The sequence below is a fragment of the Ruegeria sp. F5 genome (genome assembly GCF_056533845.1).
Window position 1 is genome coordinate 49,375 of record NZ_JBQFOU010000010.1, and the last position, 26,526, is coordinate 75,900.

General features: G+C 61.3%; 33 protein-coding genes. 17 read left to right on the plus strand and 16 right to left on the minus strand.

Annotated elements, in window-relative coordinates:
* Nucleotides 1-24: 24 nt before the first annotated feature.
* Entirely contained in the window at nt 25-756 is a 732-nt protein-coding gene (locus ACR0K1_RS15815; RefSeq protein WP_480851255.1) for a glycosyltransferase family 25 protein, read from the plus strand.
* Nucleotides 757-828: 72 nt separating this feature from the next.
* Here ACR0K1_RS15815 and ACR0K1_RS15820 read toward each other — a convergent pair whose 3' ends face one another.
* The gene (locus ACR0K1_RS15820; protein ID WP_480612121.1) at nt 829-1,479 is read right to left on the minus strand and encodes a peroxiredoxin; all 651 of its coding nucleotides are present in this window, start codon (nt 1,477-1,479) and stop codon (nt 829-831) included.
* Nucleotides 1,480-1,670: 191 nt separating this feature from the next.
* Between ACR0K1_RS15820 and ACR0K1_RS15825 the strand changes: the two genes are divergently transcribed.
* A complete protein-coding gene (locus ACR0K1_RS15825; protein WP_480612120.1) occupies nt 1,671-3,110 on the plus strand; it encodes an aldehyde dehydrogenase family protein in 1,440 nt (479 codons plus the stop codon).
* A 56-nt stretch (nt 3,111-3,166) separates the two neighbouring features.
* Here the strand turns inward: ACR0K1_RS15825 and ACR0K1_RS15830 are convergent, their stop codons facing one another.
* Nucleotides 3,167-4,018, minus strand: coding sequence for a methylated-DNA--[protein]-cysteine S-methyltransferase (locus ACR0K1_RS15830; RefSeq protein ID WP_480851256.1), 852 nt, complete (start codon nt 4,016-4,018; stop codon nt 3,167-3,169).
* 118 nt (nt 4,019-4,136) lie between these two features.
* Between ACR0K1_RS15830 and nth the strand changes: the two genes are divergently transcribed.
* The 3 genes from nth (at nt 4,137) to ACR0K1_RS15845 (ending at nt 6,567) form a co-directional block, all read left to right on the plus strand.
* The gene (gene nth / locus ACR0K1_RS15835; protein WP_480851257.1) at nt 4,137-4,781 is read left to right on the plus strand and encodes an endonuclease III; all 645 of its coding nucleotides are present in this window, start codon (nt 4,137-4,139) and stop codon (nt 4,779-4,781) included.
* Entirely contained in the window at nt 4,778-5,767 is a 990-nt protein-coding gene (locus tag ACR0K1_RS15840) for an adenosine kinase (protein WP_480851258.1), read from the plus strand. Before nth ends, ACR0K1_RS15840 begins: the two co-directional genes overlap by 4 nt.
* 140 nt (nt 5,768-5,907) lie before the next feature.
* A complete protein-coding gene (locus ACR0K1_RS15845; RefSeq protein ID WP_480612116.1) occupies nt 5,908-6,567 on the plus strand; it encodes an NYN domain-containing protein in 660 nt (219 codons plus the stop codon).
* 5 nt (nt 6,568-6,572) lie between these two features.
* Here ACR0K1_RS15845 and ACR0K1_RS15850 read toward each other — a convergent pair whose 3' ends face one another.
* Complete coding sequence (locus tag ACR0K1_RS15850) at nt 6,573-7,058, minus strand: RNA pyrophosphohydrolase (RefSeq protein WP_480612115.1); 486 nt, start codon at nt 7,056-7,058, stop codon at nt 6,573-6,575.
* A 133-nt stretch (nt 7,059-7,191) separates the two neighbouring features.
* On the opposite strand from ACR0K1_RS15850, the gene ACR0K1_RS15855 reads away from it, so the two are divergent.
* Complete coding sequence (locus ACR0K1_RS15855; protein WP_480612114.1) at nt 7,192-9,219, plus strand: FAD-dependent oxidoreductase; 2,028 nt, start codon at nt 7,192-7,194, stop codon at nt 9,217-9,219.
* A gap of 46 nt (nt 9,220-9,265) precedes the next feature.
* Here the strand turns inward: ACR0K1_RS15855 and ACR0K1_RS15860 are convergent, their stop codons facing one another.
* A complete protein-coding gene (locus ACR0K1_RS15860) occupies nt 9,266-9,706 on the minus strand; it encodes a DUF4399 domain-containing protein (protein WP_480612113.1) in 441 nt (146 codons plus the stop codon).
* Nucleotides 9,707-9,933: 227 nt separating this feature from the next.
* Between ACR0K1_RS15860 and ACR0K1_RS15865 the strand changes: the two genes are divergently transcribed.
* Together ACR0K1_RS15865 and ACR0K1_RS15870 are read left to right on the plus strand one after the other, a co-directional pair.
* Nucleotides 9,934-10,839 (plus strand): LysR family transcriptional regulator, encoded by a 906-nt coding sequence (locus tag ACR0K1_RS15865; RefSeq protein ID WP_480612112.1) that lies wholly within the window; start codon nt 9,934-9,936, stop codon nt 10,837-10,839.
* A 250-nt stretch (nt 10,840-11,089) separates the two neighbouring features.
* A complete protein-coding gene (locus tag ACR0K1_RS15870) occupies nt 11,090-12,403 on the plus strand; it encodes a hypothetical protein (RefSeq protein ID WP_480851259.1) in 1,314 nt (437 codons plus the stop codon).
* A gap of 89 nt (nt 12,404-12,492) precedes the next feature.
* Here the strand turns inward: ACR0K1_RS15870 and ACR0K1_RS15875 are convergent, their stop codons facing one another.
* Genes ACR0K1_RS15875 through ACR0K1_RS15890 form a run of 4 tightly spaced genes read right to left on the minus strand, consistent with a single transcriptional unit; the run spans nt 12,493 to nt 15,408 of the window.
* Nucleotides 12,493-13,395, minus strand: a complete 903-nt coding sequence (locus ACR0K1_RS15875; protein ID WP_480612110.1) for an OmpA family protein — start codon at nt 13,393-13,395, stop codon at nt 12,493-12,495.
* Nucleotides 13,392-13,949, minus strand: a complete 558-nt coding sequence (locus ACR0K1_RS15880; RefSeq protein ID WP_480612404.1) for a peroxidase-related enzyme — start codon at nt 13,947-13,949, stop codon at nt 13,392-13,394. The genes ACR0K1_RS15875 and ACR0K1_RS15880 overlap by 4 nt, the downstream gene beginning before the upstream one ends.
* 29 nt (nt 13,950-13,978) lie before the next feature.
* Entirely contained in the window at nt 13,979-14,689 is a 711-nt protein-coding gene (locus ACR0K1_RS15885) for a GNAT family N-acetyltransferase (RefSeq protein WP_480612109.1), read from the minus strand.
* Entirely contained in the window at nt 14,686-15,408 is a 723-nt protein-coding gene (locus ACR0K1_RS15890) for a competence/damage-inducible protein A (RefSeq protein WP_480612108.1), read from the minus strand. The genes ACR0K1_RS15885 and ACR0K1_RS15890 overlap by 4 nt, the downstream gene beginning before the upstream one ends.
* 51 nt (nt 15,409-15,459) lie before the next feature.
* Between ACR0K1_RS15890 and sfsA the strand changes: the two genes are divergently transcribed.
* The 3 genes from sfsA (at nt 15,460) to map (ending at nt 17,817) form a co-directional block, all read left to right on the plus strand.
* A complete protein-coding gene (gene sfsA / locus ACR0K1_RS15895; RefSeq protein WP_480851260.1) occupies nt 15,460-16,176 on the plus strand; it encodes a DNA/RNA nuclease SfsA in 717 nt (238 codons plus the stop codon).
* Nucleotides 16,173-16,883: an imm11 family protein gene (locus ACR0K1_RS15900; RefSeq protein ID WP_480612106.1), complete on the plus strand. Its 711-nt coding sequence runs from the start codon at nt 16,173-16,175 to the stop codon at nt 16,881-16,883. The genes sfsA and ACR0K1_RS15900 overlap by 4 nt, the downstream gene beginning before the upstream one ends.
* A 121-nt stretch (nt 16,884-17,004) precedes the next feature.
* Nucleotides 17,005-17,817: a type I methionyl aminopeptidase gene (map, locus tag ACR0K1_RS15905; protein WP_480612105.1), complete on the plus strand. Its 813-nt coding sequence runs from the start codon at nt 17,005-17,007 to the stop codon at nt 17,815-17,817.
* Here the strand turns inward: map and ACR0K1_RS15910 are convergent.
* Genes ACR0K1_RS15910 through ACR0K1_RS15925 form a run of 4 tightly spaced genes read right to left on the minus strand, consistent with a single transcriptional unit; the run spans nt 17,805 to nt 20,430 of the window.
* Entirely contained in the window at nt 17,805-17,984 is a 180-nt protein-coding gene (locus ACR0K1_RS15910; RefSeq protein WP_480851261.1) for a hypothetical protein, read from the minus strand. The two genes, map and ACR0K1_RS15910, sit on opposite strands and share 13 nt — an antisense overlap.
* Nucleotides 17,985-18,010: 26 nt before the next feature.
* Nucleotides 18,011-18,646, minus strand: coding sequence for an HAD family hydrolase (locus ACR0K1_RS15915; RefSeq protein WP_480612103.1), 636 nt, complete (start codon nt 18,644-18,646; stop codon nt 18,011-18,013).
* A gap of 15 nt (nt 18,647-18,661) precedes the next feature.
* The gene (gene rsmD / locus ACR0K1_RS15920; protein ID WP_480612102.1) at nt 18,662-19,222 is read right to left on the minus strand and encodes a 16S rRNA (guanine(966)-N(2))-methyltransferase RsmD; all 561 of its coding nucleotides are present in this window, start codon (nt 19,220-19,222) and stop codon (nt 18,662-18,664) included.
* Nucleotides 19,219-20,430 (minus strand): NAD(P)/FAD-dependent oxidoreductase, encoded by a 1,212-nt coding sequence (locus tag ACR0K1_RS15925; RefSeq protein ID WP_480612101.1) that lies wholly within the window; start codon nt 20,428-20,430, stop codon nt 19,219-19,221. Before ACR0K1_RS15925 ends, rsmD begins: the two co-directional genes overlap by 4 nt.
* A 99-nt stretch (nt 20,431-20,529) precedes the next feature.
* On the opposite strand from ACR0K1_RS15925, the gene ACR0K1_RS15930 reads away from it, so the two are divergent.
* The 4 genes from ACR0K1_RS15930 (at nt 20,530) to ACR0K1_RS15945 (ending at nt 22,051) form a co-directional block, all read left to right on the plus strand.
* Nucleotides 20,530-21,015: a redoxin family protein gene (locus ACR0K1_RS15930; protein ID WP_480851262.1), complete on the plus strand. Its 486-nt coding sequence runs from the start codon at nt 20,530-20,532 to the stop codon at nt 21,013-21,015.
* 104 nt (nt 21,016-21,119) lie between these two features.
* Complete coding sequence (locus ACR0K1_RS15935) at nt 21,120-21,365, plus strand: glycine zipper 2TM domain-containing protein (protein ID WP_480612099.1); 246 nt, start codon at nt 21,120-21,122, stop codon at nt 21,363-21,365.
* Between the two features lie 11 nt (nt 21,366-21,376).
* On the plus strand, nt 21,377-21,724 hold the full coding sequence (locus ACR0K1_RS15940; protein ID WP_480612098.1) for an EF-hand domain-containing protein: 348 nt from the start codon (nt 21,377-21,379) through the stop codon (nt 21,722-21,724).
* Between the two features lie 15 nt (nt 21,725-21,739).
* A complete protein-coding gene (locus tag ACR0K1_RS15945; protein WP_480612097.1) occupies nt 21,740-22,051 on the plus strand; it encodes a hypothetical protein in 312 nt (103 codons plus the stop codon).
* Here ACR0K1_RS15945 and ACR0K1_RS15950 read toward each other — a convergent pair.
* From ACR0K1_RS15950 to ACR0K1_RS15965, 4 genes are read right to left on the minus strand one after another with little or no spacing between them, the layout of a single operon-like run.
* Nucleotides 22,048-22,341 carry a 4a-hydroxytetrahydrobiopterin dehydratase gene (locus tag ACR0K1_RS15950; RefSeq protein WP_480612096.1) on the minus strand — a complete coding sequence of 98 codons (294 nt, stop codon included), beginning with the start codon at nt 22,339-22,341 and terminating at the stop codon, nt 22,048-22,050. The genes ACR0K1_RS15945 and ACR0K1_RS15950 overlap by 4 nt on opposite strands.
* Complete coding sequence (locus ACR0K1_RS15955) at nt 22,338-23,525, minus strand: GNAT family N-acetyltransferase (RefSeq protein ID WP_480612095.1); 1,188 nt, start codon at nt 23,523-23,525, stop codon at nt 22,338-22,340. Before ACR0K1_RS15955 ends, ACR0K1_RS15950 begins: the two co-directional genes overlap by 4 nt.
* A 45-nt stretch (nt 23,526-23,570) precedes the next feature.
* Nucleotides 23,571-24,338, minus strand: coding sequence for a glycerophosphodiester phosphodiesterase family protein (locus ACR0K1_RS15960; RefSeq protein ID WP_480612094.1), 768 nt, complete (start codon nt 24,336-24,338; stop codon nt 23,571-23,573).
* The gene (locus ACR0K1_RS15965) at nt 24,335-24,790 is read right to left on the minus strand and encodes a RidA family protein (protein ID WP_480612093.1); all 456 of its coding nucleotides are present in this window, start codon (nt 24,788-24,790) and stop codon (nt 24,335-24,337) included. The genes ACR0K1_RS15960 and ACR0K1_RS15965 overlap by 4 nt, the downstream gene beginning before the upstream one ends.
* Before the next feature lie 338 nt (nt 24,791-25,128).
* Here ACR0K1_RS15965 and ACR0K1_RS15970 point away from each other — a divergent pair, with 338 nt between their 5' ends.
* Both ACR0K1_RS15970 and ACR0K1_RS15975 read left to right on the plus strand, forming a co-directional pair.
* Nucleotides 25,129-25,899 (plus strand): MlaA family lipoprotein, encoded by a 771-nt coding sequence (locus ACR0K1_RS15970; protein ID WP_480612402.1) that lies wholly within the window; start codon nt 25,129-25,131, stop codon nt 25,897-25,899.
* On the plus strand, nt 25,889-26,488 hold the full coding sequence (locus ACR0K1_RS15975; protein WP_480612092.1) for an MlaC/ttg2D family ABC transporter substrate-binding protein: 600 nt from the start codon (nt 25,889-25,891) through the stop codon (nt 26,486-26,488). The genes ACR0K1_RS15970 and ACR0K1_RS15975 overlap by 11 nt, the downstream gene beginning before the upstream one ends.
* Nucleotides 26,489-26,526: the final 38 nt, after the last annotated feature.

Here is a 26,526-nt window from a genome sequence, read left to right on the forward strand (position 1 = left end):
CCCCCGTGTTCTATGCACGGGGGCATGCGATCTTTCATCATCCATATGTCCTCCAGCACGGCCCGGCGTCCCAATGCCGAGCAACTGTGCAAAGACCTGCCAAATGCCGAACTGTTCGAGGCTGTGAACGGGCGTGACCCGGACCAGATCGCCGATACCCGCGTGCATCTTGGAACATTGCACCGCCCGCAATATCCGTTCGCGCTGCGGCCCGCCGAAATCGGCGTGTTCGAAAGCCACCGCCGCATCTGGCGCAAAATGGTGGACGAAAAGATCGACCTGGCGATCATTACCGAAGATGACCTGCGCATAGATCCCGCCCGCATGAATCGGGTTCTGACCATGCTGCAGCCCATCGCCACACCGGATCACTATATCCGGATTCCGGTCAAACAGCGGGAAATCGCCTCCAAAACCATTGCCGAACAGAACGGGCTGCGCCTGATCCTGCCGATGGTCATCGGCCTGCAATGCGTCTGCCAGATGGTCGGACGCCGCGCCGCCGAACGCCTGCTGAAAGCCACGGACGAGATCGACCGCCCGGTGGACACATTCCTGCAAATGCACTGGCTGACCGGTCAGCCGATCCACGCCCTGCTGGGCAGCGGCAACCGGGAAGTGGCCGGGGAAATCGGCGGCTCGACCATTCAGACGCGCCCGCCGCTCAGCGACAAGCTCACGCGCGAATTCAAACGCGCCGCATATCGGAGCAAACTGTACCTCTACCCCCAGCGCCCGCCTGCTTCATCTGGCTGAAAATATCCTCGGGGGGAATCGCGCCCCTGGGGCGCGATGGGGGGGCAGACAGCCCCCCTGACCCGGCCCGCCTTATGACGGGGCCTTGGTCTTGCGCAGATAGGGAAAGATCGTCTCGAACTCGCCGAATTTCTCTTTCGCCTCGTCATTCGACACCGCAGGCGGGATGATCACATCCTCGCCCGGCACCCAGTTCGCCGGGGTCGCGACGCCCTTGGCCGACATTTGCAGCCCGTCCAGCGCGCGCAGAATCTCAGCAAAGTTGCGGCCCACGGTCATCGGATAGGTCATCGACAGTTTCAACTGCTTGTCCGGCCCGATGATGAACACCGACCGCACGGTGGCGCTGTCCGCCGGCGTGCGGCCATCGGGCAGATAGGCCTCGGCGGGCAGCATGTCAAAAGCCTTGGACACCGCCAGACCGTCATCGGCAATGATCGGAAAACCGGGATTAGCGTTGCCATAGGCCTCGATATCCTTCTTCCATTTCTTGTGGTCCTCGACCCCGTCGACGGATACACCCATCACCTTGGTGCCCCGCGCCGCCCATTCGTCGTTCAACTGCGCGACGGCGGAAAACTCGGTGGTGCAGACCGGGGTGAAATCCTTGGGATGCGAGAACAGGATGGCCCAGCTGTCCCCGATCCAGTCGTGGAACTGAATGGTGCCCTGATCCGTTTCTGCGGTGAAATTCGGGACCGTGTCATTGATGCGCAAACCCATGGTGCATCTCCTCTGCTGATTTTAACCTGAGTCGGTTGCCGACAAGGTAAACACTTTGGGCCATTGTTAAAGCACCCCGGCGCGAAAGCCATCATCACTATTCCGCCGCTTCCCCCTCTTGCCCGCACGAAGGCCCGGTGACACATTGGCCGCAAAACCCGGAAGGAACACAGTAGGCGGGAGGAAACGCCGTGATCGACAAGCGCAATTTCTACATCAACGGCCAGTGGGTCGCCCCGGCATCGGCCCATGATTTCGAGGTCATCAACCCCTCGACCGAGGAGCCCTGCGCGGTCATCTCGCTCGGGACCGGGGCAGACACCAACGCCGCCGTCGCCGCCGCCAAGGCCGCCCTGCCCGGCTGGATGGCCACCCCGGTCGCGGACCGCATCGCAAGGGTCGAAAAGCTGGTCGGGATCTACCAGACCCGGTCCGAGGATCTGGCGCAGGCCATGTCGCTTGAGATGGGCGCGCCCATCGACATGGCGCGCAGCCAGCAATCCGGCGCAGGCGTCTATCACCTGAAAAACTTCATCCGCGCCGCCAAGGCGTTCCAGTTCGAGCGCCCTCTGGGCGATCACGCCCCCAATGACCGGATCATTTACGAGGCCGTGGGCGTGGCCGCGCTGATCACACCTTGGAACTGGCCGATGAACCAGATCACGCTCAAGGTCGGGGCGGCGGCGATAGCAGGCTGTACGATGGTTCTGAAACCCTCGGAACAAAGCCCGCTGAACGCGATGATCTTTGCCGAGATGATGGATGAGGCCGGATTCCCCGCCGGTGTGTTCAATCTGGTCAATGGCGATGGTGCGGGCGTCGGTTCGCAACTCTCGGGCCATCCGGATGTGGATATGGTCAGCTTCACCGGCTCGACCCGCGCAGGCACAGCGATTTCCAAGAATGCGGCGGATACGCTGAAGAAAGTGCATCTGGAGCTGGGCGGCAAGGGCGCAAATGTGGTCTTTGCGGATGCCGATGAAAAGGCCGTCAAACGCGGTGTGCTGCACATGATGAACAACACCGGCCAAAGCTGCAATGCCCCCAGCCGCATGCTGGTGCAGCGCCCGGTCTATGATCAGGCGGTGGAAACGGCGGCTGATGTTGCGAACAAGGTCGCGGTCGGGCCCGCCATGGACGAAGGCCGCCATATCGGCCCCGTGGTGAACGAGGTGCAATGGACCAAGATTCAGGACCTGATCCAGAAGGGCATCGACGAAGGCGCCCGTCTGGTTGCAGGCGGCACCGGGCGGCCCGAGGGGCTGAACAAGGGTTACTATGTGCGCCCCACCGTCTTTGCCGATGCCAACAACCAGATGACCATCGCACGCGAGGAGATCTTTGGCCCGGTCCTGACCATGATCCCCTTCGACACCGAGGAAGAGGCCATCGAGATCGCCAATGACACGCCTTACGGGCTGACCAACTATGTTCAGACGCAAGACGGCGACCGCGCCAACCGCATGGCGCGGGCCTTGCGGTCGGGCATGGTCGAGATGAACGGCCAGTCGCGCAGCGCGGGCTCGCCCTTTGGCGGGATGAAACACTCGGGCAATGGGCGCGAGGGCGGTGTCTGGGGGCTGGAAGATTTCCTTGAGGTCAAGGCTGTCGGCGGCTGGGCCGCGGAGTAGCTCAAGTCCGAAGTGATCCGGTTGTGAGGCACCCAAGGGTGCCTCGCTCATTTTCCTCAGGCATCCGCCTGAGCGGCCTCATAGGCCAGCATGGCACGTTTGACCGGCAGGCCCCAGTGATAGCCGCCCAGCCCCCCGGATTTGCGCAGCGCCCGGTGACACGGGATCAGCCAGCTGACCGGGTTGCGCCCAACCGCCGTCCCAACCGCGCGCACCGCTTGCGGCGACCCGACCCGCTGCGCGATCTCGGAATAGGTGGTGACCTGACCCGAAGGGATATGCATCAGCGCCTCCCAAACCTTGATCTGCAGGGGAGAGCCGATCAGGTACAGCGGTGTCGGCTCCAGCCGGTCACTGGCCGCACCGAAAGCGCTGAGAACCCAGGGACGCAGGCGCATCGGGTCCTCGACAAAATCCGCCTGCGGCCAGCGCGAGATCATATCCCCCATCGCCGCCTCTTCGCCGGTTTCGGCCCCGAAGGCGATGCCGCAGATGCCTTTGTCGGTACCCATGACCAGCGCCGGGCCAAAGGGACATTCGAACCAGCCCCAATAGATCACCAGCCCCGCCCCCTTGAGGGCATATTCGCCGGGGCTCATGGATTCCCATTTCAGGAACAGATCGTGCAGGCGGCCACTGCCCGAAAGACCCACGTTATGTGCGGTCTCGAGCGTGGTGAACCGCTCGCGCAGCAGCGCCTTGGCATGGCCCAGCGTCAGATATTGCTGGTACCGTTTCGGCGACACCCCGGTCCAGCGCGAGAACAGGCGCTGGAAATGCGCCGGGCTCATGTCCATCTGCCGGGCCAGCTCGTCGAGGCTGAGGCTCTCGCCACCCTGATCGATCAGGTCTATGGCCCGGCGCATGACGTTGTAATGGTATCCGCTTTCGGGGGTCTGGACATTCATCGGTCTCACCTCATGTCGTTTCCAAAACCATAGCGCGCGCGCCACGCCCCCGCGACCCGGAACTTGCGCATTGGCTTTGGGCTTGTGTCGCGGCCTAACGGTCGGCATTAAGGCGCGGATGGCAAAGCAACTCGATTACCACACGATCCGCGAGATCTTTACTCGTTTTCAGGCCGCCGACCCCGAACCCAAGGGCGAGCTGGAGCATGTGAACGTCTATACGCTGGTTGTCGCCGTGGCGCTGTCGGCGCAGGCGACCGATGCGGGCGTCAACAAGGCCACGCGCGAGTTGTTCAAGATCGCCGACACGCCGCAGAAGATGCTGGATCTGGGCGAAGAGGGGCTGACCCAGCATATCAAGACCATCGGCCTGTTCCGCCAGAAGGCGAAGAACGTGATCAAGCTCAGCCGCATTCTGGTCGACGACTATGGCGGCGAGGTGCCCAATTCCCGCGCCGCGCTGCAATCGCTGCCGGGGGTGGGGCGCAAGACGGCCAATGTGGTGCTGAACATGTGGTGGCGGCAACCGGCGCAGGCGGTCGACACCCATATCTTCCGCGTCGGCAACCGCACCGGCATCTGCCCCGGCAAGGACGTGGACGCCGTCGAACGCGCCATCGAAGACAATATCCCTGCCGATTTCCAACTGCACGCGCATCACTGGCTGATCCTGCATGGCCGCTATCACTGCAAGGCGCGTAAACCGCTCTGCGGCACCTGTATCATCCGTGATCTCTGTCAATTCGAGGACAAGAACCTATGAAAACCTACCAGCTTGTCGGCATCGGGAATGCCGTCGTGGACGTGATTTCCCAGGCCGATGACAGTTTCCTGGAACTGATGGGCATCGAGAAGGGCATCATGCAACTGATCGAGCAGGAGCGCGGCGAAGTGCTTTATGCCTCGATGGAGGGCCGGGTGCAGACGCCCGGGGGCTCGGTCGCCAATACAATAGCCGGGGCTGGGGCGCTGGGGCTTGAGGCGGCGTTTATCGGACGGGTGCATGATGATGCTCTGGGCCGGTTCTACGCCGATGCGATGAACGAAGACGGCGTCGATTTCGTGAACCCGCCGGTGCCCGGGGGCGAGTTGCCGACGTCGCGTTCGATGATCTTTGTCTCGCCCGATGGCGAGCGGTCGATGAACACCTATCTGGGGATTTCCTCGGAACTGTCTTCGGCCGATGTATCGTCGGATGTGGCGGGCAGCAGCCGGATCATGTTCCTTGAGGGCTATCTGTTCGACAAGGAAAAGGGCAAGGCGGCGTTTCTGGAAGCGGCGCGGACCTGCCATGCGGGCGGCGGCAAAGCCGGTATTGCAATCTCCGATCCGTTCTGCGTGGAACGCCACCGGGTCGATTTCCTGCTGCTGATCGAGAACGAACTGGATTTCGTGATCGGCAACGAGGCCGAGATCAAATCGCTGTTCGAGACCGACGATCTGGAAGAGGCGCTGGCCAAAACCGCCGCGATCTGCCCGCTGGTCGTCTGTACGCGGTCAGGCGACGGCGTGACCGTGCTGTCCGAGGGGCAGCGCATCGACGTGCCCGTCGAAAAGGTGGTGCCGGTGGATGCGACCGGCGCGGGCGATCAGTTCGCCGCCGGGTTCCTGTTCGGCATGGCGACAGGGCGGGATTACGAGACCTGCGCCAGAATCGGCAATGTCTGCGCCCGTGAGGTGATCAGCCATATCGGGCCAAGACCGGAAGCGAACATGCAGGAATTGCTGCGCGCTGAAGGGTTGTTGTAAGACTCTGAGCCACGCAAAAAGCCCTGTGCCACGCCCCCTCACAGCGATTTGTCGCAGACTTATCTACGGAGCGGCAGGTCAAATTTCCGCCTCAAAATCAGCCTATGGAAAGCGGACCGATGCAAGGGAATGAAACGGGCATGACAAAGCGGGTCGTCGTATTGGTCGACGGGGACAATATCGGTGCCGGTTACGGCGATGAGATTCTGCAGATCGCGCGGGCAGAGGGACGGGTCGACGTTGCGAGGGTCTACATGAACGCCCGAACCAACGCGCTCTGGCACAATGCGGACAGCTTTCATCTGATCCACAGCGGCACCGGGAAGAATGCCACCGACCTCATGCTGGCCATTGATGCGGTGGACATGGCCCTGCGGATGCACATTGACGCCATCGTTGTCGCAAGTTCGGACGGGGATTTCGTACATCTGCATCGGCGGCTGAGAGAGTGCGGTGTCAAATCAATCGCGATCGGCGAGGCCAAGGCCCCGCCCCTTATTCGCAGTTCATGCGCGCAGTTCCACGAATTGTCGCCCCCACGGGTTGAAGCGCCGTCAAATCCTGGCAGCTGGGAAATGGATCACCGGATCCGCGAATTGATAGTGGCGAACGGCAAGAACGGGGCGGGAATGCGGATGACCATTCTGGGGGCCAAGATGCATCGCCTTTACGGGATCAAGATCAGCGAACGGCCCGAACGCACCTGGCGGCGATACCTTCAGTCCAAACCTGATCTATACGATCTGGACAGCGCCGGGCAGAATGCGCATGTCCGGCTGAAAGCCCAACAGAATGCATAAAGCCGTCAGTCAAGGTGTCCCGCAAACGCCGCCACGACCTGTTCATACACCTCCCGCTTGAACGGCACGATTTCTTCGACCAGTTGCGAGGGGTCCTGCCATTTCCAGCGGGTAAATTCGGGGTGATCGGTTTCGATATTGATCTGATCGTCGCGGCCCTTGAAGCGCAGCAGGAACCATTTCTGTTCCTGACCCCGATACCGGCCTTTCCAGATTTTCGGAACGACGTCATGAGGCAGGTCATAAGGCAGCCAGCCGTCGGTCTCGGCGATGATCTCGACCAGATCAGCGGTGACGCCGGTTTCTTCCCACAGCTCGCGCAGGGCAGCGTCGCGCGGGTCCTCGCCCTTGTCCACGCCACCCTGGGGCATCTGCCAGGCGTCGGCGTGGCGATCATTGCGCTGACCCACGAAAATCTTGCCTTGCGGATTCATCAGCATCAGCCCGACGCAGGGGCGATAGGGCAGTTTGGCGATCTGGTCGGGGGTCATGCGCGGCCTCATCAGCAGGGTCTGACGCGTCTGTAGCAAGCACCGCGGCAAAGGCAAAGGGCATGACGTTAGGTTTCGCGTGACAAAGCTGACGCGCGCGTCAATCTTGGCCGAAATTGAGGGAGAGTTCGTCATGACCGCGTACCCAAACATGCTGGCCCCGCTGGATCTGGGCTTTACCACATTGAAAAACCGCGTGCTGATGGGCTCGATGCATACCGGGCTCGAGGAAACCGGCGACTGGAACCGGGTGGCCGAGTTTTATGCCGACCGGGCGCGCGGCGGCGTGGCGCTAATGGTGACGGGCGGAATCGGTCCGAACCTTGAAGGTTCGGTGCTGCCGGGGGCGGCGATGATGACCTCGGACAAGGATGTGGCGAACCACTCGGTCGTGACGGAGCGCGTGCATCAGGCGGGCGGCAAGATCGCGATGCAGATCCTGCACGCAGGCCGCTATGCTTATGGGCCGAAATGCGTTGCCCCCAGCCCGGTGAAATCCCCGATCTCGCCCTTCCCGCCACATGAACTGGACGAGGACGGGATCGAGAAGCAGATCGCCGACATCGTCAATGCGGCCCGATTGGCGCAAAAGGCAGGCTATGACGGCGTCGAGATCATGGGGTCCGAAGGGTATTTCCTGAACCAGTTCCTGGTGACCCACACCAACAAGCGCGAGGACCGCTGGGGCGGGTCTTATGAGAACCGGATGCGCCTGCCTATCGAAGTTGTACGCCGCACACGCGCGGCGGTGGGGACAGATTTCATCATCATCTACCGGCTGTCGATGATCGATCTGGTGCCCAATGGCTCGACCCATGACGAGGTGGTGCAACTGGCGCAAGAAATCGAAAAAGCCGGGGCCACGATCATCAATACCGGGATCGGCTGGCACGAGGCGCGGATTCCCACCATTGCCACCAGCGTCCCGCGCGCGGCCTTTGCGTGGGTGACGAAGAAACTGATGGGCAAGGTCGGCATCCCGGTGATCACCTCGAACCGGATCAACACGCCCGAGGTCGCCGAAGAGGTTTTGTCGACCGGCTGCGCCGACATGGTGTCTCTGGCCCGCCCGATGCTGGCGGATGCGGATTTCGTGAACAAGGCCATTGCTGGCCAATCGGCGCAGATCGCACCATGCATCGCCTGCAATCAGGCCTGTCTGGATCATACTTTCAATGGCAAACTGACCTCGTGCCTGGTCAATCCACGCGCCTGCCATGAGACCGAGCTGGTGATCACCAAGGCCGCGGCCGCAAAGAAGCTCGCTATTGTCGGCGCAGGTCCAGCGGGGCTGTCCACCGCGATGACCGCCGCCCAACGCGGCCATGACGTCACCCTGTTCGACCGCGCCGGTGAGATTGGCGGTCAGCTGAACATGGCCAAGCAAGTGCCGGGCAAGGAAGAGTTCTGGGGCCTTGTCGACTGGTACCGCACCATGATGGCCGATCTGGGCGTGACGGTGGAACTGAACCGCGAGGTCAGCGCCGACGATCTGACCGGTTTCGACGAGGTGGTGATCGCCACCGGTGTCACCCCGCGTGACCCCGAGATTCCGGGTCAGGCGCGTGACAATGTCCTCAGCTATGTGGACGTGCTGCGCGGCAAGGCCGAGGTCGGCACCTCGGTCGCCGTCATCGGGGCCGGAGGGATCGGGTTCGACGTGTCCGAGTTCCTGCTGGAAGAAGGGCACAGCGCAACCACCGACCTGCCGCTGTGGATGAAGGAATGGGGCGTGACGGACCCGGAACAGCATCGCTCGGGGCTGGCACCGGAAGGGCCGCAGCCGCAGGCCCCCAACCGTCAGGTCACGCTGCTGCAGCGCAAGGCGCAACGGCATGGCAAGGGGCTGGGCAAGACGACGGGATGGATTCACCGCGCGACGCTGAAGATGAAGGGTGTCAATTTCGTGGGCGGCGTGAATTATGAACGCATCGACGACGCGGGCCTGCATATCAGTTTCGGCGAAGACCGCGCCGACCCCACCGTTATCGCGGCGGATACCATTGTGCTGTGCTCCGGTCAGGTCTCCGAGCGCAGCCTTGCCGATACGCTGACCGAACGCGGCATCCCCTGCCACGTGATCGGCGGTGCCAATGTGGCCGCCGAACTGGACGCCAAACGCGCCATCAATCAGGGGACGCGGCTGGCGGCGGAATTGTAAGGAAACCGGCCCTGGTTACACAGGGCCGGTCACAAACCCCTGTTGGTTATTCGACCGTGATCGTAATCACATCCGATACAATCGGCGTCGCATGCGGCACGTGCCCTGCATCGCCCAGCACCAGTTGCAGCGTGTGTTCGCCGGGTGCCAGGTCCAGAGTCACCTCGGTCTGGCCGCCGCCGAAATGCATGTGGTTGTCGTCTGCGGGCAAACCATAAGCCAGCTCATCCGCGCCGTCTTCGCCCTCACCCAATGGTGGGCGGTCGATCAGCAGGTGATGATGGCCGGTGTTCTCTGCCTCGGTCCCGGCGGGCGCGACGCCCATGCCGCTTAGGCCAAAGACAATCGTCACCGGTGATTGCACCGTGTCGCCATCCGCCAGATTCACGAAATAGACTTTGGCGTCGGGGTTGGATGGTGTTTCTCCTCCGGCCAGCGCAAACGTGGCGGACAGGCACAGCGCGGCAACGGCTAAAATGGATTTCATGATTTCCTCCCACGTCACAAAAATGCCATTCTCATCATAGCACGTCAGAAAAAAAGTCCAGAAAACCTGTTGTGACAGGGCGGGCTGGCCGATCACGCGCAACTGTTTCCGCGTTTCCCATCTGCAAACGATCCACTTTAAATCCCTGATATTATCCCATGTCTGCCCCGTTTCCGCCCAGATTGGGGGCCAAAGTCGGGACAATAACCAATGCCTGGGGTACTAGAATGGATCGACTGACGGAAATGGAAGCCTTTGCCAATGTGGTGGACCAGGGTGGCTTCACCGATGCGGCAAAAAAGATGGGCATCTCCAAATCAGCCGTGTCCAAGCACGTATCGAGCCTTGAGGCGCGGCTTGGCGCAAGGCTTCTGAACCGCACCACGCGCCGTGTTTCGCCGACCGAGATCGGGTTGGCCTATTATGACCGCGCCCGCCGTGTACTGAATGACGCGGGCGAGGCGGATTCGCTGGTGACATCGATGCAATCGGCCCCGTCGGGCCTGCTGCGGATCAGTGTCGCGACCGATTTCGGCGTCAATCACCTGTCGCCGGTGCTGTCGGATTTCCTGTCGGCCTATCCCGAAATCACCGTCAACATGGTGCTGAACAACCGCTACGTGGAACTGATTTCCGAAGGGTTCGACGTGGCCGTGCGTATTGGCGAGCTGGAAGACAGCACCCTGCGCGCCCGCAAGCTGACCGAAACCGTCAAACGGATGGTCGTGGCCCCCAGCTATGTCGAAAAATTCGGACGCCCGCAAAAAATCGACGATCTGAACGAACACAAGCTGCTGCATTATTCCAGCCAGTCTTCCGGCAATGTCTGGAAACTGACCGCGCCGTCGGGTGAAAAGCGGCAGGTCCGTACCGCCGGCTGGCTGAGCGTCAATGACGGCCAGTCGCTGCTGAACGCGGCGATCTCGGGTCTGGGGATCGCGTATCTGCCCAGCTATCTTTACGCCTCGGCGATCAAGTCCGGCGAGGTGGTGGACGCGATGCCCTCGCTGCCAGACGAGGTACAGGGCGTCTACGCGGTCTACCCGCCAGGCCGTTTCACACAGCCCAAGGTACGCGCTTTCATAGATTTCCTGGCCGAGGCCTTCCACGACCGAGGCCCGATGGATTGGTAATTTCTCCCGGTGAACTCAGACGGCCCGCACTTTCGTGCGGGTCTTTTTTTTGGGGGCGGGGGAAGCCGTCGCGCGTGAAGGCTTTGAGCCGTTTTGTTGCGGATGCCACGGGGCATACAGATAACCGGCTCATAATTCAGGAAAAACTGCGCAAACTCTCATCAAATTCTGCCATCTAGTCGTGGCAAAAGAGTTTCATAAGAGTTCACAGACGTTTCTGTGACCAGATTTGAGAACTTTGGGTCCGGACATGATTCACGATATAGCTGTTTTCTGCTACTCAGCCTTCCTTATCTTAGCTTTAATCAGCCCATTTCTGCCCGCATTTCTTATGTGGAGACTGGCGGGCCTTTCCGCCACTGCCTACATAGCGGGAAAGCTCTTGGAAGGACCTGTTCATTGGTCCGATCAAAACTTGGGCTACGTTATCGGCACAGCGATAATTATTCTCTTTGTCTCAATTATCGCCCTCGCGATATTCATAAGGCTGACGGTTTCTGCGATACGAAACACCCTGAACGCCAACACCATGATCGGCCCCAAAAACCGCTTCATGTATTGCTTCGATGTTATCGCTTTAGCAACCGTGGGTTGCTGCGTTGGTCCGGCTCTGGCGATATCGCTTGCATATATGCTCTCGGGTGTGTCCGCGGGGGTGAACCTCGATATTGGCACAGCCATTCTGGCTTCCGCCGCCGCTGTTGTTGTTCTTGCAATTTCAAGACGAAAGCTCGCGATCATGCTGGCCGTCAACTTTGTCACTTTGGCGGTCGCCGCAACCATGGGTGCACAGCAACCCAACCGAATACTCACCGCCGCCGAAGCGCTTGCGGAGGGTCAGGCTTGGTGCCTGGCAACCTCAAATGGGGCAGGGCCTGTTTCTGAAATTCAACAGCTTGGTTTTTTTGCTCTGCCAAAGGGCCATGCATACCCACATCTCGGGCTTTTGAAACGCGTTGATAACCAGACCTCGTTGGTCGCGCACTGGTCGATACGGCGGCAAGAGTTCGTTAAAAACGTCAAAGCAACCTGGGGCGTTCCAACCTGCTACCCTATCGAGAATTTCGCCGAAGCAATCAAAAACGGGGAGGTTGAGAACACCATCTACGGCGTGGGTTCTGATGTATATTCCATCGGGCCAGAGCTTCATCCACACGCCTACACGGATCGGCTTTCCATCCGCAGCAATCAACTGATCGGGTCGGACGGCACCTATTCTTCGATCACAGAAACACTGGAACTGATCTACAACCCACGTGAACCAAATGTGTTTGAAAACGCTATATCGCCGGCGATGATGCCCGACCCCAACATGTTGGACCCTGATGACCTGATGGGGACAGATAGGCTGATAGTCGATGGGTTTGACGAGAATACAGAACGACGCATAATCCTGTATTGCCTAAGTGGGCGATACGCTGATGAGGTTTGTCACGCTCAGGTCTTTGAAGGATCACTGGGCTACAGTTTCAACCTTCCATTGCTTAAAATAGGCCAATGGCCTGAGGCAGCGGATCGTGTGAAGGCTTTGTTTGCATCGCTGCGCATAAATTCGCGTCAGTAGTTTACCCCCAGCGTAGGCTACAGTCGTTTCCGCACGTGAGAATCCCTTCCAATTACAACGCAAGCGCCATACCACCCGCACCCACCCCCCTAATTCACCAGCAACACCGCCTCGACCCGGCGGTTCAGGTCGCGGCCTTCGGCGGTCTCGTTCGAGGTGAGCGGGGACAGATAGCCGACGCCATCCGCCTCGATCCGATCCGCAGCGACGCCGTGCGCCTCGATCAGGCGGGCGCGGACGGATTGGGCGCGTTTGGTGCTGACATCGGTGTTGGCCTGCAGGGTGCCGGTGTCATCCGTGTGCCCCACCAGCGCCAGCCGCAGATCGGGGTTGTCGGACAGGAACCCCGCCAGCAGCGACAGCGAGGCAAACGGCCCTTCGCCCAGCGTCACTTCTCCGGTGCGGAAATGCAGGTCGTCGAGAATGACGTGGCCGTTCTGTTGCAGATCCTCCAGCAAGCCGCCTGCGCCGTCGACCGTTTCCTCGATCACCACGGGGGCGGGATCGGGCGCGTCCACCGGCGTGACGCGGATCAGCTGGACGTAGCCGTCGGGCGGGTTGCGGCTGACCAGCAGGCTCAGCACCTCGGGGCCTTTGGTGGCCGACAGGAACCGGTAATCCTGAATGGCCACGTACATGTCGGGGGTCGGAACGACCTCGGTGCCGAAGCGGAAATCGAAACCGCCGCAGGCGCGCGCCTCGCATTCGAAGAGGATGTCAAAGCCCTGCGCCTCGATCTGGTCGCGCAGCGGGGCCAGCAATTGCAGCGTGGTGCTGGACCCGGCCTGCAGCCGCCAGGTATAGCGCTCGACCCGGCCTTCGACGTTGCGGGCGGGCACCGCGCCACCGGCAAAGGGGCCGGTGGGCAGGTCATAGCTGTCCAGCGGCGAGGTCCGGTCGCTGATCTGCCGGGCGCTGGATGGCAGGGTCAGGTCCTGCGCGGCGGCGGGACCGGCAAGCAGCAGGGTACAAAGGGCAAGACGCCGGATCATCGAAACTGCGCGTGGTAATCGGGGTTTGGAACCATGCCCGTGGCGCCGGCCACCCGGTTCGACATGTTGAAAAACCCGGTCACGTTGGCGATGTCCCAGATATCGCGGTTGCTGAACCCGGCATCGCGCAGACGCTGGCGATCGGGCTCTTCGATCTCGGCGCTGGCGGTTGTCATCTTGGCAGCGAAATCCAGCATCGCGCGCTGTCGCGTGTCCAGGGGTGCAACGCGGTAATTCATCACCAGCATCTCTCCCAACTGCGGGTCGCCGGAAAGCTGCCGCACCGCCGCACCATGCGCCACTAGGCAATAGAAACACTTGTTGATCGCTGACACGACGACCGCAATCATCTCGCGGTCCAGTTTCGACAGATCGCTGTCGGCCAGCATCAGGTCGTTATACATGGTGGTGAAGGCGTTCAGCTTGTCGATATCGAACGCATAAGCTTTCAGAACATTCGGAACCATGCCCAGCTTTTCGACGCAGATATCGAAATATTTTTGCGTCTCGGGCGGCAGCGGATCGACCATCGGCAGGTCAAGCGCGGTTGGCATGTCTTTTTTGGTCACGTTGGTCCCTCTTGTCAGGCACGCTGACGGTAGTGATATTCGCCCGCGATCTCCATTCCGAGGGCACGATACAGGCCGTTGGCCCCGGCATTGGCCTTGGTGCAGATCACGCTAAGGGTCTGCGCGCCATTGTCCAGAGCCCAGAAGGCCGCAGCGCGCATGCCCCATTGGCCAACCCCCTGACGGCGATGCGCGGGCAGGATTTCCAGCGCATGCACCATGGCGATGTCGCCGTGCAGCGCCACAAATGCCGTCCCGACGGGGCGGTTGTCATGGCGCAAGAGCAGGCCGGTTTTGGGGCCGGGCGCGCGTTCCATCACCGCGACCCGCTCGGGCCCGATACCGCCCTGCGCCCAAATTTCACGCATGATCGCAAGTGGTTCCCAGACGTCGAACGCCACCAGCGGGGGCAGAGGCGGATCGGTCAGCTGGCCGACAGGGCAACGATAGATATTGACCGGATCGAGGATATCATAGCCGCGCGCGGCAAGCCGGGCGTCCAGCGCCTCATCCCCCGGGCGCAGGCAAAAGATGCGGTTCTGGCCCATCGCCAGCATCGCGGCCTCGGCGGCGTCGATATCGCTGTCGGTCGCCGGTCCCAGCCCATTGGCGGCAGATACGCGCGACCCGCCGCCCTGCCCTTCGCGCAGTTGGAAAGGTCCGCAGGTGTCATACCGGGCCGCAGGCCAGGTGCCATCGACGACGTCTGCCCAGTTGATGGTCAAAGATCAAGCTCCTTCGCCAACCGAGTCATGGCGGCATCGATCTGCGCCCCGTCCGTGCCCCGCACCACCACATTGGCCCCGAAAACGCCGTTGATCTGGAATGGGTAGCAGCCGATCGAAAGCTGCTCGAACGCATCCGCCAGCGCTGCCAGAGTGGCCGCGATATCGCCCTCGCCCCGGTTCACGCGCAGGGTCTGGGACAAAAGCGGGCTGCCGCCGGTAAGCGTCGACAGAACGCTGGCCACCATCGCCTGAAACACCAAAGGCACCCCGGCCATCACATGCACATTGCCAAGGGTAAACCCCGGCGCGGTCGAGACCGGGTTGTCGATCAGGGCCGCGCCCTCGGGGATGCGCGCCATGCGCAGGCGGGCGGCATTCAGCTCCAGCCCGGATTTGTCATAATGGGCCTGCAGCAAGGCGCGGGCATCGGCGCGGATATCGATGGGCGTATCAAAGGCACGGGCGATGCAGTCGGCGGTGATGTCGTCATGGGTCGGACCGATGCCGCCGCTGGTGAACACGTTGTCATGCGCCTTCGACAAGTCCCTGACCGCCGCTTCTATGGCCGGGGCGTCGTCGCTGACGATGCGCACCTCTTTCAGGTCGATGCCATGCTTGGTCAGTTCCTGCGCCAGGTAATGCATATTGGCGTCGCGGGTGCGGCCCGACAGGATCTCATCCCCGATCACAAGCATTGCTGCGGTTGGATTGGCCATGGCGCGCCCTCCCTCTTGATCGGCCCACAGGGCAGGTATAGGCCCTTGGCCATGCGATTTGAAACCCCCCTTGTCCCCGCCCGCCTGATCCGCCGCTACAAGCGCTTTCTGGCCGATTGCACATTGGAAGACGGGCGCGAGGTGGTGGCCCATTGCGCCAATCCCGGATCGATGATGGGTCTCGCCGAGCCGGGCGAGAAAATCTGGCTGGAGCCCAATGACGACCCCAAGAAGAAATTGAAATACGGCTGGCGGCTGGTCGATCATGAGAACGGGCATTTTACCGGTGTCGATACCTCGGTCCCGAACAAGGCGCTGCGGGCAGCGCTGGAGGCGCGCGAAGTGCCCGAACTGGCCGCATACGAAACCGTGAAACCGGAAGTCAAATACGGCGAAAACAGCCGTATAGATTTCCTGCTGACCCAGCCCGGCCTGCCGGATGCCTATGTCGAGGTCAAAAGCGTCACCCTCTCGCGCCAGCCCGGTCTGGCCGAGTTTCCCGACAGCGTCACCACGCGCGGCACCAAACATCTGGGCGAACTGGCGGCAATGGCGGCGCAGGGGCACCGGGCGGTGATGCTGTATCTGGTGCAGCGCACCGATTGCGACCGCTTTGCGCTGGCCGCCGATATCGACCCGGCCTATGCGGCGGCGTTTGAAGGGGCGCAGACGCAGGGTGTGGAGCGGCTGATCTGTGGCACGTGTATTTCCACGGAAGGAGTTTGGGTTAGCAACGGTCTAGTTTGGAACCGCGATTTCCAGACTTGAAAACAGGTTCTGACGGTGATTCTGTTCAACCGATTGAAACAAACGTTATTGAGAGCGCAGTGACACATAAGAAAGTTTGGGAATCCCTTCTTCTCCACAGTACCCGAAACATTCAGCCCATCAGCGTTCATTTGGATGCTCCGAGGCCGAAGGGGTACGTGGCGTTTCAGGACAGATATGAGGATGCTCAGGACATCCCGGTATCGGAGTATCCCGAGTACATCTATTTCACGTACTACGACCTTCAAAAGAAGAAGAAAGAGAACTTGCCAGACATATTCACGGGCGCGATGGCTTTGATTTATGCCTCCGAAGAAATGCGTAACGTGCTCACGCAGTTTGAACTGGGCCGCACCCGTTTTCACGAGGTACCATTGCTGGAATACGACCAGAAAACACCGTATCCGGGGCGACGCTGGTTTTTGATGCATATTCTGGAGAACCGGAAGACCTTTCTGCCTGATCTTTCTACGGGTCTACGTGCGGTCGGAACGAGTGGCGAAGTCTGGCAAGCAATTCCCGAAGGTAAGAACCAACTTGCCGTGGACCCTACTGCGGCCAGCGATTTGGACCTTTGGCTGGATCGTACTGTTCGGCGCCGAGTGTTTTTTTCGGATCGCCTTAAATCAGCGATCAAAGATTCGCGACTAAGTGCGCGCTGGATCGGCTTCCGTCCGTGCAAGGTCGTGGCAGTTGCGTCCCCTTGAAGTCGGCACCCGCGGCACCATCTGAACGACCGAACAGAGCCCACAACCTCACACCCTCTGGTACTTTCTGCACAAGCAGCGTAAAAGGAATGCTGCGCGAAACATTTGGAGCCTAGCGTCGATGAAAGAACATCGTGGCCGTCTGACCAAAGACGGTATCCGCATCTACGAACAGGGTGACTTTGCCGGCATGCACGCGGCAGGGGCCTTGGCGGCGCGGATATTGGATGACATCGCCGAGCATGTTTTCCCCGGTCAAAGCACCGGTGCCATCGACGGGCTGATCACCCGGATGGTCGAGGATGCGGGCGCGACCTCGGCCACCATTGGCTACAAGGGCTATCAGCACGCAAGCTGTATCAGCGTCAACCATGTGGTCTGCCACGGCATTCCCGGCGACAAAAAGCTGAAGGATGGCGACATCCTGAATATCGACGTGACCGTCATCGTCGATGGCTGGTTCGGCGACACCTCGCGCATGTATGTGGCGGGCAAACTGCCGCGCAAGGCCGAGCGGCTGATCCAGGTGACGCACGATGCCCTGTTCAAGGGCATCGAGATGGTCAAGCCGGGCAACACCTTCGGCGATATCGGCCACGCGATTCAGGCCTATGTCGAAGCACACCGGATGTCGGTCGTGCGCGATTTCTGTGGTCACGGGCTGGGCCGGGTGTTCCACGCACCGCCGAATGTGCTGCATTACGGGCGTCCGGCAACGGGTTCGGTGCTGGAAGAGGGTATGTTCTTCACCATCGAGCCGATGGTCAATCTGGGCCGCCCCGAAACCAAAACGCTGGCCGATGACTGGACCGCCGTGACCCGCGACAAGTCGCTGTCGGCGCAGTTTGAACATTCGGTGGGTGTAACGGCGGACGGGGTCGAGATTTTCACCCTGTCACCCGGCGACAAGTTTCATCCGACCTATTCGTCCTGATCCTGCGCCTGATCGCGCAGCAGCTTCAGCAGCATCGTCTCGGACCCCCATGGCGTCACTGCGTCATGGATGAACACGGGCGCGCGCCTTGGTTTCGGCGGAGGGCCGGTTGCGGCGTCGGTATCCGGTTCGAAAGCCCAGAGCGGCGGAGTTAAGGCGCGGTCCATGGCTCGGACCATAGCATGTTTTCGGGTCAGAGTCCCAAAAGCCGGGGAACATCCGCCATGTCGGAAAACACTTCTGCGCCAATTTCCGCCAGTTTCGCGCCGTCGTCATGGGCCGCATAACCCAGACAGCGCATCTCGGCGCGGATCGCAGCGGTCACACCATTGTGGCTGTCTTCAATGACGACCGGCGCGGATGCGCCAAACTGCTGAGCGGCAAGCCGGAACATCTTAGGGTCCGGTTTCGCCGTCCCCAACTGGTGCGCCGAGAACATGGCCCCGTCAAAACGATCCCACAGACCGTTCTGCCCCAGCGTGATCGCCATCTTGTCCGGGCTGCCGTTCGAGGCGACACAGAACGGGATACCGTGGTGATCCAGCGTATCGAGCAACTCGCGAACGCCAGGTATCAGCGCCACGCCCTGCCGCAGGCGCGCATAGGTTTCCGCATAGACCTGATCGACCCAATCCTCGGGCAGATCCGCCCCCAAATCGCGCGCCTTGTCACGCACGCCGGTCATTGTACCGCCCAGAAAGAAACCGACGCTGTCCTCCAGCGTCAGGTCCAGACCATAGCGGCCCAGATTGTCGACAAGCACCTGATTGGACAGCGGCTCGCTGTCGACCAGAACGCCGTCGCAATCGAAAATCACCAGATCGTGCATGGGCCCTCGCCTGTTTCAGTCTGAAATATCGCGCCACATCAATGAGATATGGGTGTCGCCATATTTTCGCGTATCGTGTTGGGCAAACCCGTTCGGCGCGACCATCGGGGTGCTTTCTTCCCAGACCAGCAGCGCGTCATCGGCGATCCATCCGCCCGCAAGAGCGGCCTCAACGGCCTTCTGGCCCAGCGCCTTGCCATACGGTGGGTCGAGGAAGATCAGGTCACAGGCCGGACCGGGATTTTCGCCCAGCTTTGTGGCATCCCGGCGGATCAGGCTCGTCCGGTCGGCGCTGCGGGTCAGGTCTATGTTCGTGCGAATGAGGCGCTGCGCCACCCGACCGTCATCCACAAATGTTGCGTGCTCGGCACCGCGCGACAGCGCCTCGAGCCCCAGCGCGCCGGTGCCTGCGAACAGGTCCAGAACCCGCAGACCTTCGAAATCGATCAGATGGGTCAGCACGTTGAACAGGCTTTCCCGCGCCCGGTCGGTGGTGGGGCGCAGATGCGCGCCTGCGTCCCCCTTGCCGACCGAGGCCAAGGCGCGGCCCCGGAAGTCTCCGGCGATGATCCTCACGCTTTGAGCAGCGGTTTCAGATCCGCCTGCGCGTCGGCCACAACCGCCGGATCAGCGGTCTTGCCTGCGTCGATAAGGCGTTTTCCGACCATATAGGCGCGCGGGTCGTTCATCGCATCAACCGCAATCAACTGGTCGCCCTTGTAATACCAGAAGGACACGGTCGCGCCCTCGCCCTTGCGGGTCACGACGCGGTCATAGCCGGTGTTCAGGCCCGCGATCTGCAGCTTGACGTCATACTGATCCGACCAGAACCACGGCGTCGCGGTATAGCCCTTGGCTGCGCCCAGCATGTTCTGGGCCACGATCTCGGCCTGATCGATGGCATTGGGCACGCTTTCCAGCCGGATACGCCCCTCGCCATGGGGGAAGGACGCACAATCACCCGCCGCCCAGATCGACGGGTCCGAGGTGCGGCCATGGGCGTCGGTCTTGATTCCGTTGTCCAGCTCCAGCCCCGCCATCTCGGCCAGTTGGGTCGAGGGCGCGATGCCCACGCCGACCACGACGAAATCGACCTCAAGCTCGGTGCCATCACTTAGCGCGGCACCCGTGACCTTGCCGTTTTCACCGATCAGACGGTCCAGCCCGACGCCTTCGCGAATATCGGCCCCGTAGCCGCTGTGCAGCGCACGGAAGTAGTCGCTGGTCTCGGGCGCGGCGACCCGTTGCAGGATGCGATCCGCCATCTCGACCAGAGTGACCTTTACGCCGCGCTTGGCACAAACCGCCGCAGCCTCGAGCCCGATATAGCCGCCCCCCACGATCAGCGCGCGCGCGCCGTCGGTGACGCGGGGCTCCATCTCGTCGATATGGGCCAGATCGCGCACCACATGCACGCCGTTCAGATCACCGCCAATCGCGGCCGGAAGGCGGCGCGGGTCGGACCCGGTGGTGAGCGCCAGCTCGTCATAGGCGATGACCTCATCCCCGACCATCACGGTCTTGGCCTGCGGGTCGATGCCGGTCACGCGCTGGCCCAGACGCAGGGTGATGTTGTTATCGGCATAAAAGCTTTCGGGGCGCAGAAACAGGCGCTCCAGCTCCATCTCGCCCAGCAGATAGGCCTTGGACAAAGGCGGGCGCTGGTAGGGCAGATGCGGCTCGGCCCCGATCAGGGTGATGTCCCCTTCAAACCCGTCTTTGCGCAGCCTGGCGACAAGCGAAGACCCCGCCTGCCCCGCACCGATCACGACAATATGGCTCATGCTCCTCCCACCCTGTCGAATTCCCGTGGTTAACTTGCTTCGCTCACCTATATTGCGGCTGAGCCCGACTCTGCAAATCCAAACGACAGGAGCTTAAAAATGATTTCAACAGGTGACACTCTGCCCGACGCAACGCTGACCCGGATCGGGGCCGAGGGGCCGGAAGAGGTTCGGCTGTCCGACAAGGTCAAAGGGCGCAAGGTGGTGATTTTTGCAGTGCCGGGCGCGTTTACGCCAACCTGCAGTTCCGCCCATGTTCCCAGCTTCATGCGCACCAAGGATCAGTTCGACGCCAAAGGCGTGGACGAGGTCATCTGCATCTCGGTCAACGATCCCTTCGTGATGAAAGCCTGGGGCGAGGCGACCGGCGCGACCGGGGCAGGCCTGACCATGCTGGCAGACGCCGCATCCGAGTTCACCAAGGCCATCGGCATGGAATTCGACGCCCCGCCTGCGGGCCTGATCGCGCGCTCCAAACGATATGCGATGCTGGTCGAGGACGGCAAGGTCACGGCGCTGAACCTGGAAGAAAGCCCCGGCACCTGCGAAGTGTCCGCCGGCGAGACGTTGCTTGCGGCCATGTAACCCTGCGCGGCCCCGGCAGCGTCGGGGCCATCCACGCCGTATTTCACTTGATAGAACGCCCCGATGCGCGAATACTCGGCGCATATGAACCGGGGAGTTAATTCATGAAACTCAAGGCTTTTTCACTTATCCTGACCGGCGCGGGGCTGTTGGCCGCCTGCGGACCGGCCCCAACCCCGCAGCAACAGGCCGCCCGCCAGCACGAGATTGCCTGCCTCGGCGGCACGCTGGGTGGCGCGTTGATCGGCGGGGCCATCGGCAACCAGTTCGGCGGCGGGTCGGGCAAAACCATCCTGACCGCAGCAGGGGCCGCCGCGGGCGGCTTTGAAGGTCAGAGATTCGCATGCTGAGGAGCGCCGCCATGAAACGTCAGATTATCGTCATCACAGCGGCTCTTCTGGCCGGAGCAGCCAGTGCCGAAACCGTGGGCGAGCTGCATGAAAACGAGCTGAAAGCCATCGACGCCAACAATGACGGCTTTCTGTCCAAGGACGAGTTTAACGCTTTTTCCGACTACGCCTTTCAGGAAATGGATGACGACAAGAACGGCACGCTGGGTCTGGACGAGGCCAAGCCGTTTCTGGACATCAAACAATTCCAAAATGTTGACCGCAACAATGACAGCCTTATCTCCAGAGCAGAATATGACGCGCAGATGGACAGCGACTTCAACGCTGCGGATTTGGACGGCAACGGTCAGCTGGATTAGGGTCAGGAGCGGGCGATGAACAAATGGATCGGTCTGGGGGCTTTGGCTCTGGTGGCGGCCTGCGACGTACCGCAGGCCCCTGTTGTCACCGGGCCGGACGGGCAGGCGCGCATCCAGATCAATACCAGCGGGCTGACCTGCTATGAAACGCGCTGTCTGGACATCAACCCGGCGGCGCGCAGCGTCCGGTCAATCGGCAACCGGACCACGGGCATCCCCCGCAATATCGACGTCAGCGATGGCACCGTGACACCGGATGAATTCCGGCAGCTGGGCATCACGGCGGCGCTTGCCGGTGGTCAGGGCTCGCAAAGCGACCGGGGTTAGACCAGACCGTCCATCTTGCGCGCCAGCTTGGCATCCAGCGCCGACAGGCCGCCGACATCATGGGTGGACAGCACCACCTCGACCGTGCGGTAGACATTCGACCATTCGGGATGGTGGTTCCACTTTTCAGCCCAGATCGCCACCTGCGTCATCCAGCCGAAGGCAGCGACAAAATTGTCGAAAATGAAGGTCTTGGTAATCGCGTCCCGGCCTTCAACCATGGTCCAGCCGTTTTTGAACAGCGGGTCCAGCAGCGGTCCGCGCGTCTCGGTCGACAAAAGTTCGGTCATTGGTGTTCCTCCGGGTTCGATTTTCTGAACGGTCCGTATTCGGTCAGAATCTCGATCTCTTCTCCCACCGCCCGGCCCTCGGCGTCCAGAAATTTCTTGACCGCGTCGGCAAATCCGGGATCGGCGACCCAGTGCAGGCTATGCGTGCGGGTCGGCAGGTAGCCGCGCGCCAGCTTGTGCTCGCCCTGCGCACCGGCCTCGACCCGCTTCAGGCCATGGGCGATGGCAAAATCGATCGCCCTATAATAGCACAGTTCGAAATGCAGGCAGGCATGGTGTTCGACGCAGCCCCAATAGCGACCAAACAGCGTCTCGCGCCCGATAAAGTTCAAGGCCCCCGCGATGGGATAGCCGTTGCGTTCGGCCAGCACCAGAGCGATGTCATTCGTCATGGTTTCCTGAGCGATATCAAAGAATTGCCGCGTCAGATAGGGTGAGCCCCACTTGCGCGCGCCGGTGTCCTGATAGAACCGCCAGAACGCGTCCCAGTGCTCGGGGCGCAGCTCGTCACCGGTTAGGGTGCGGATATCGCCGCCAAAGCCGCAGGCCTGCGCCCGTTCCTTTCGGATATTCTTGCGCTTGCGCGACGACAGGGCCGCCAGAAACGCGTCGAAATCCGGGTAGGTTTCGTTCAGCCAATGGAATTGCTGCGTATACCGCACCATCAGGCCCATTTGCGCGCCGGCCAGCGCCTCATCCTCGGTACAGAACGTGGCATGGAGCGAGGAGACCTGATTGTCAGCGGCCAGTTGCACCGCCCCCTGCGCCAGCGCCGACATGCCAATCGCCTCGTACCCCGGGCGCACCAGAAAACGGCGACCGGTGGCGGGGGTGAACGGCACGGCGATCTGCAGCTTGGGATAATACCGCCCGCCCGCGCTTTCATAGGCATGGGCCCAGCTATGGTCGAAGATATATTCGCCCTGAGAATGCGATTTGGCATACATCGGGGCCGCTGCGATCAGCATCCCGTCCAGATAGGCCGTCAGATATTGCGGCTGCCAGCCCGTGCCGCGCCCGACGGAACCGCTTTCCTCGAGCGCCAGCAGAAACCTATGCGTGGTGAAGGGATCGAGCGGGCGTCCGCCACCTGCCGCTTCGGGGCAGGCGCAGGCGTCCCACTCTGCCGCAGATATCTGCGACAGGGATGCCAGTACCTGAACCTCGATCTGTGCCTGATCCATATGCCCTCCGCGCCCCGTCTTTATCTGTGACTCCGGCGGGTGGGATCAAGCCGGATGGGCCGCCGGATAGCCCTCGAAGGTCACATTATCGGCAACCTTGCGGGCCTCTGCCTCTTGTTCGGGCGACCGGACGGTCCAGCACAGGACCGGCACGCCGCGCGCTTTCAGTTCTGCCACGCGGGGGCGGTTCAGATCGTGCACCTCGTGACTGATGAAACTGGCCCCGACCCGGTCGAAATCAGGGATGTCGCGCAGATGGTCGCAGACGCTTTGCGGCAACAGCTCGACCTTGGGCTTGTAGGAACAGGTCACCAGACCCCGCGGCAGGTGCGGGGCCAGACGGGCCAGTTCGGCCACGCTGTGCGGATTGAACGACATCAGCGCGACGGGGCCGTCATAGCCCTGCAACGCCCGGACGGCATCCGCCTCTAACGGGCCGATATCGGGACCCATCGCACCATCCTGATCCTTGAACTCGATCAACAGCGGCACCTTGCCCGCCACCATCCCAAGCACCTCGTCCAGTGTCGGGATGCCATCATCGGCCTGCAACAACGCGGTTGCCTGCGCCTGTGCCGCTGAAACCTGCCGGATCGGGCCGGGCTGCCCGGTCAGACGCGCCATGTCATAATCGTGAAAGACCATCGCCCGGCCATCCGAGGTCAGCTGCAGATCGACCTCGATCCCGTAGCCTGCATCAATAGCCGCGCGAATGGCCGCCCGGCTGTTTTCCGGGCGGTTGTCCGAGATATCGTGCAGGGCCCGATGTGAGATCGGAGCCCGCAGGAATTCAGAAGGCAGGGGCGGTGTCATTGGACCTCGAATATGCCTTCGATTTCGACCGCCACGCCCAGCGGCAGTGACGCGGCACTGACAGCCGAGCGGGAATGACGGCCCGCATCGCCCAGCGCCTCGACCAGAAAATCCGACGCGCCGTTGATCACCTGCGGCTGGGCGGTGAAATCGGCGGTCGAGTTCACGAAACCGGTCAGCTTGATCACCCGCACCAGCTTGTCGATATCGCCGCCGCACGCGGCCTTGACCTGCGCCAGCAGGTTGATGGCGCAGACCTTTGCCGCAGCCGCGCCTGCGTCAACATCCATGTCATCGCCCAGCTTGCCGGTGATCAGCTCATCCGCCTTCGAGATCTGGCCCGAGACGTAGACGATATTGCCCACGCGCACGAAGGGCACATAATTGGCCGCAGGCGCAGGCGCGTCCGGCAACGTGACGCCCAGGCTTTCCAGTTTTGCTGCGATGGTCATGTGATGCTCCTCACCCTGTGTTCGACTCGGGCGGACGCTAACCGGGAAGTGGCGCTGGGAAAAGCAGGAAACCGCCATTTTGCCGATCACCCGCGATCTGGGCATAACTTCTCTTATTGCGAACTGTTGAAGCTGTGTCACTTTACGGCGCGCCGGCAGACAGGTTAAACGCTAGGTGTTTCATTCGAGGCGTGAACCATCTATGACTCAAAAACTTGTGTTGAACCGGCACAGGCGTATTGATTGAAAGCCCTGTATCCAAATCAAAGGGCAACTTTGGAGTAACGAGACCCGTGTCGAGCAGATTTGGCCTGAAGCACATTATTGTCCTGTCCCTGATGACCGTTTTGTCGGCCTGCGCGACCCGACCCCCTGAAAACGCCCCCCCGGGCGAGGTTTTTGACCCGTATGAGGGGAACAACCGCGCGGTCCACAAATTCAACCTTGGGGTTGACCGGTTTCTTTTCCGCCCGGCCTCGAAAGGTTATGTGAAGATCGTTCCCGACCCGATGGTGACAAGCTTCAGCACATTTGCCGAAAACATTTCTCTTCCCGGTCAGGCGCTTGACTATCTGCTGCAGGGCAATCCGAAACAGACCGGCAACGCCTTGTTGCGATTTGTCATCAACATGACCGTGGGCGGTTTCGGCCTGTCTGCGCCCGCCGATGAGCTGAACCTGCCGCCGGTGGACACCGATTTTGGCGAAACCCTGCATGTCTGGGGCGTTGGCGAAGGGGCCTATGTCGAACTGCCCTTCTACGGTCCCTCGACCCAGCGGGATGCGATCGGCGTTGTGGTCAACCTGTTCTCGAACCCGATCAATTTCAGCCCGACCCGCCCGGTGGACAATATCGGCGTTTACGCCGAGGTTGTGCGGCGCATGGGCGACCGGGGCCGGTTCTCGGACACGGTCGACTCGATTCTGTATGACAGCGCAGACAGTTACGCGCAGGCCCGGCTGATCTATCTGCAAAATCGCCGCTTTGAACTGGCAAGAGATGATGAGGACGCCTATCTGGGGCTATACAGCGATCCCTATGCAGAAATCGGGACCGACCCAGTCAGAGACCCCTATCTTGACCCCTACGAGGACCCATATGCCGAATAACGCATTGAACCGACGTGGATTTATAGCCGCAGGCCTGGCACTGGCCGTCCTGCCCCTGCCCGCCTTCGCCCAGACCGAAGCCAGCGCCAAGGCGCTGGTCGACAGTGTGGTTACCGAAATCAACCGGGTGATCGACTCCGGCAAATCCGAAAACGCCATGCTGCGCGATTTCGAGAAGATTTTCGTGCAATATGCCGATGTGCCGATCATGGCCCGCTATGCATTGGGCGCGGATGCCCGCACCGCAAGCCCGGCGCAGCTGCGGCGATTCACCAAGGCGTTTCAGGGCTATATCTCGCGCAAATATGGCCGCCGGTTCCGCGAGTTTATCGGTGGTGAGGTGAATGTCCGCAACGCCCGCAAGATCAAGGCGGGGTACGAGGTCAGAACCTCGGTCAAGCTGCGCGGGTCTTCTCCGTTCGATGTGACCTTTCTGGTCTCGGACAAATCCGGGCGCGACAAGTTCTACAACATGTTCATCGAGGGCGTGAACCTGCTGCTGACCGAGCGCACCGAGATCGGCGCGATGCTGGATGCCCGCAAAGGCAACCTGAACCAGTTGATCAAGGATCTGGACCGGACCAGCTGATCTGTTTGCTCCGCCCGGTCAGAGGCCGGATTGATGTC

Coding starts and splice junctions, on each gene's coding strand:
- ACR0K1_RS15815 (WP_480851255.1), top strand. CDS start 25: ATGCGATCTTTCATCATCCATATGTCCTCCAGCACGGCCCGGCGTCCC.
- ACR0K1_RS15820 (WP_480612121.1), bottom strand. CDS start 1,479: ATGGGTTTGCGCATCAATGACACGGTCCCGAATTTCACCGCAGAAACG.
- ACR0K1_RS15830 (WP_480851256.1), bottom strand. CDS start 4,018: ATGAATGTCCAGACCCCCGAAAGCGGATACCATTACAACGTCATGCGC.
- nth (WP_480851257.1), top strand. CDS start 4,137: ATGGCAAAGCAACTCGATTACCACACGATCCGCGAGATCTTTACTCGT.
- ACR0K1_RS15840 (WP_480851258.1), top strand. CDS start 4,778: ATGAAAACCTACCAGCTTGTCGGCATCGGGAATGCCGTCGTGGACGTG.
- ACR0K1_RS15845 (WP_480612116.1), top strand. CDS start 5,908: ATGACAAAGCGGGTCGTCGTATTGGTCGACGGGGACAATATCGGTGCC.
- ACR0K1_RS15850 (WP_480612115.1), bottom strand. CDS start 7,058: ATGACCCCCGACCAGATCGCCAAACTGCCCTATCGCCCCTGCGTCGGG.
- ACR0K1_RS15855 (WP_480612114.1), top strand. CDS start 7,192: ATGACCGCGTACCCAAACATGCTGGCCCCGCTGGATCTGGGCTTTACC.
- ACR0K1_RS15860 (WP_480612113.1), bottom strand. CDS start 9,706: ATGAAATCCATTTTAGCCGTTGCCGCGCTGTGCCTGTCCGCCACGTTT.
- ACR0K1_RS15865 (WP_480612112.1), top strand. CDS start 9,934: ATGGATCGACTGACGGAAATGGAAGCCTTTGCCAATGTGGTGGACCAG.
- ACR0K1_RS15870 (WP_480851259.1), top strand. CDS start 11,090: ATGATTCACGATATAGCTGTTTTCTGCTACTCAGCCTTCCTTATCTTA.
- ACR0K1_RS15875 (WP_480612110.1), bottom strand. CDS start 13,395: ATGATCCGGCGTCTTGCCCTTTGTACCCTGCTGCTTGCCGGTCCCGCC.
- ACR0K1_RS15880 (WP_480612404.1), bottom strand. CDS start 13,949: ATGCCAACCGCGCTTGACCTGCCGATGGTCGATCCGCTGCCGCCCGAG.
- ACR0K1_RS15890 (WP_480612108.1), bottom strand. CDS start 15,408: ATGGCCAATCCAACCGCAGCAATGCTTGTGATCGGGGATGAGATCCTG.
- sfsA (WP_480851260.1), top strand. CDS start 15,460: ATGCGATTTGAAACCCCCCTTGTCCCCGCCCGCCTGATCCGCCGCTAC.
- map (WP_480612105.1), top strand. CDS start 17,005: ATGAAAGAACATCGTGGCCGTCTGACCAAAGACGGTATCCGCATCTAC.
- ACR0K1_RS15910 (WP_480851261.1), bottom strand. CDS start 17,984: ATGGACCGCGCCTTAACTCCGCCGCTCTGGGCTTTCGAACCGGATACC.
- ACR0K1_RS15915 (WP_480612103.1), bottom strand. CDS start 18,646: ATGCACGATCTGGTGATTTTCGATTGCGACGGCGTTCTGGTCGACAGC.
- ACR0K1_RS15925 (WP_480612101.1), bottom strand. CDS start 20,430: ATGAGCCATATTGTCGTGATCGGTGCGGGGCAGGCGGGGTCTTCGCTT.
- ACR0K1_RS15930 (WP_480851262.1), top strand. CDS start 20,530: ATGATTTCAACAGGTGACACTCTGCCCGACGCAACGCTGACCCGGATC.
- ACR0K1_RS15935 (WP_480612099.1), top strand. CDS start 21,120: ATGAAACTCAAGGCTTTTTCACTTATCCTGACCGGCGCGGGGCTGTTG.
- ACR0K1_RS15940 (WP_480612098.1), top strand. CDS start 21,377: ATGAAACGTCAGATTATCGTCATCACAGCGGCTCTTCTGGCCGGAGCA.
- ACR0K1_RS15945 (WP_480612097.1), top strand. CDS start 21,740: ATGAACAAATGGATCGGTCTGGGGGCTTTGGCTCTGGTGGCGGCCTGC.
- ACR0K1_RS15950 (WP_480612096.1), bottom strand. CDS start 22,341: ATGACCGAACTTTTGTCGACCGAGACGCGCGGACCGCTGCTGGACCCG.
- ACR0K1_RS15955 (WP_480612095.1), bottom strand. CDS start 23,525: ATGGATCAGGCACAGATCGAGGTTCAGGTACTGGCATCCCTGTCGCAG.
- ACR0K1_RS15960 (WP_480612094.1), bottom strand. CDS start 24,338: ATGACACCGCCCCTGCCTTCTGAATTCCTGCGGGCTCCGATCTCACAT.
- ACR0K1_RS15965 (WP_480612093.1), bottom strand. CDS start 24,790: ATGACCATCGCAGCAAAACTGGAAAGCCTGGGCGTCACGTTGCCGGAC.
- ACR0K1_RS15970 (WP_480612402.1), top strand. CDS start 25,129: ATGACCGTTTTGTCGGCCTGCGCGACCCGACCCCCTGAAAACGCCCCC.
- ACR0K1_RS15975 (WP_480612092.1), top strand. CDS start 25,889: ATGCCGAATAACGCATTGAACCGACGTGGATTTATAGCCGCAGGCCTG.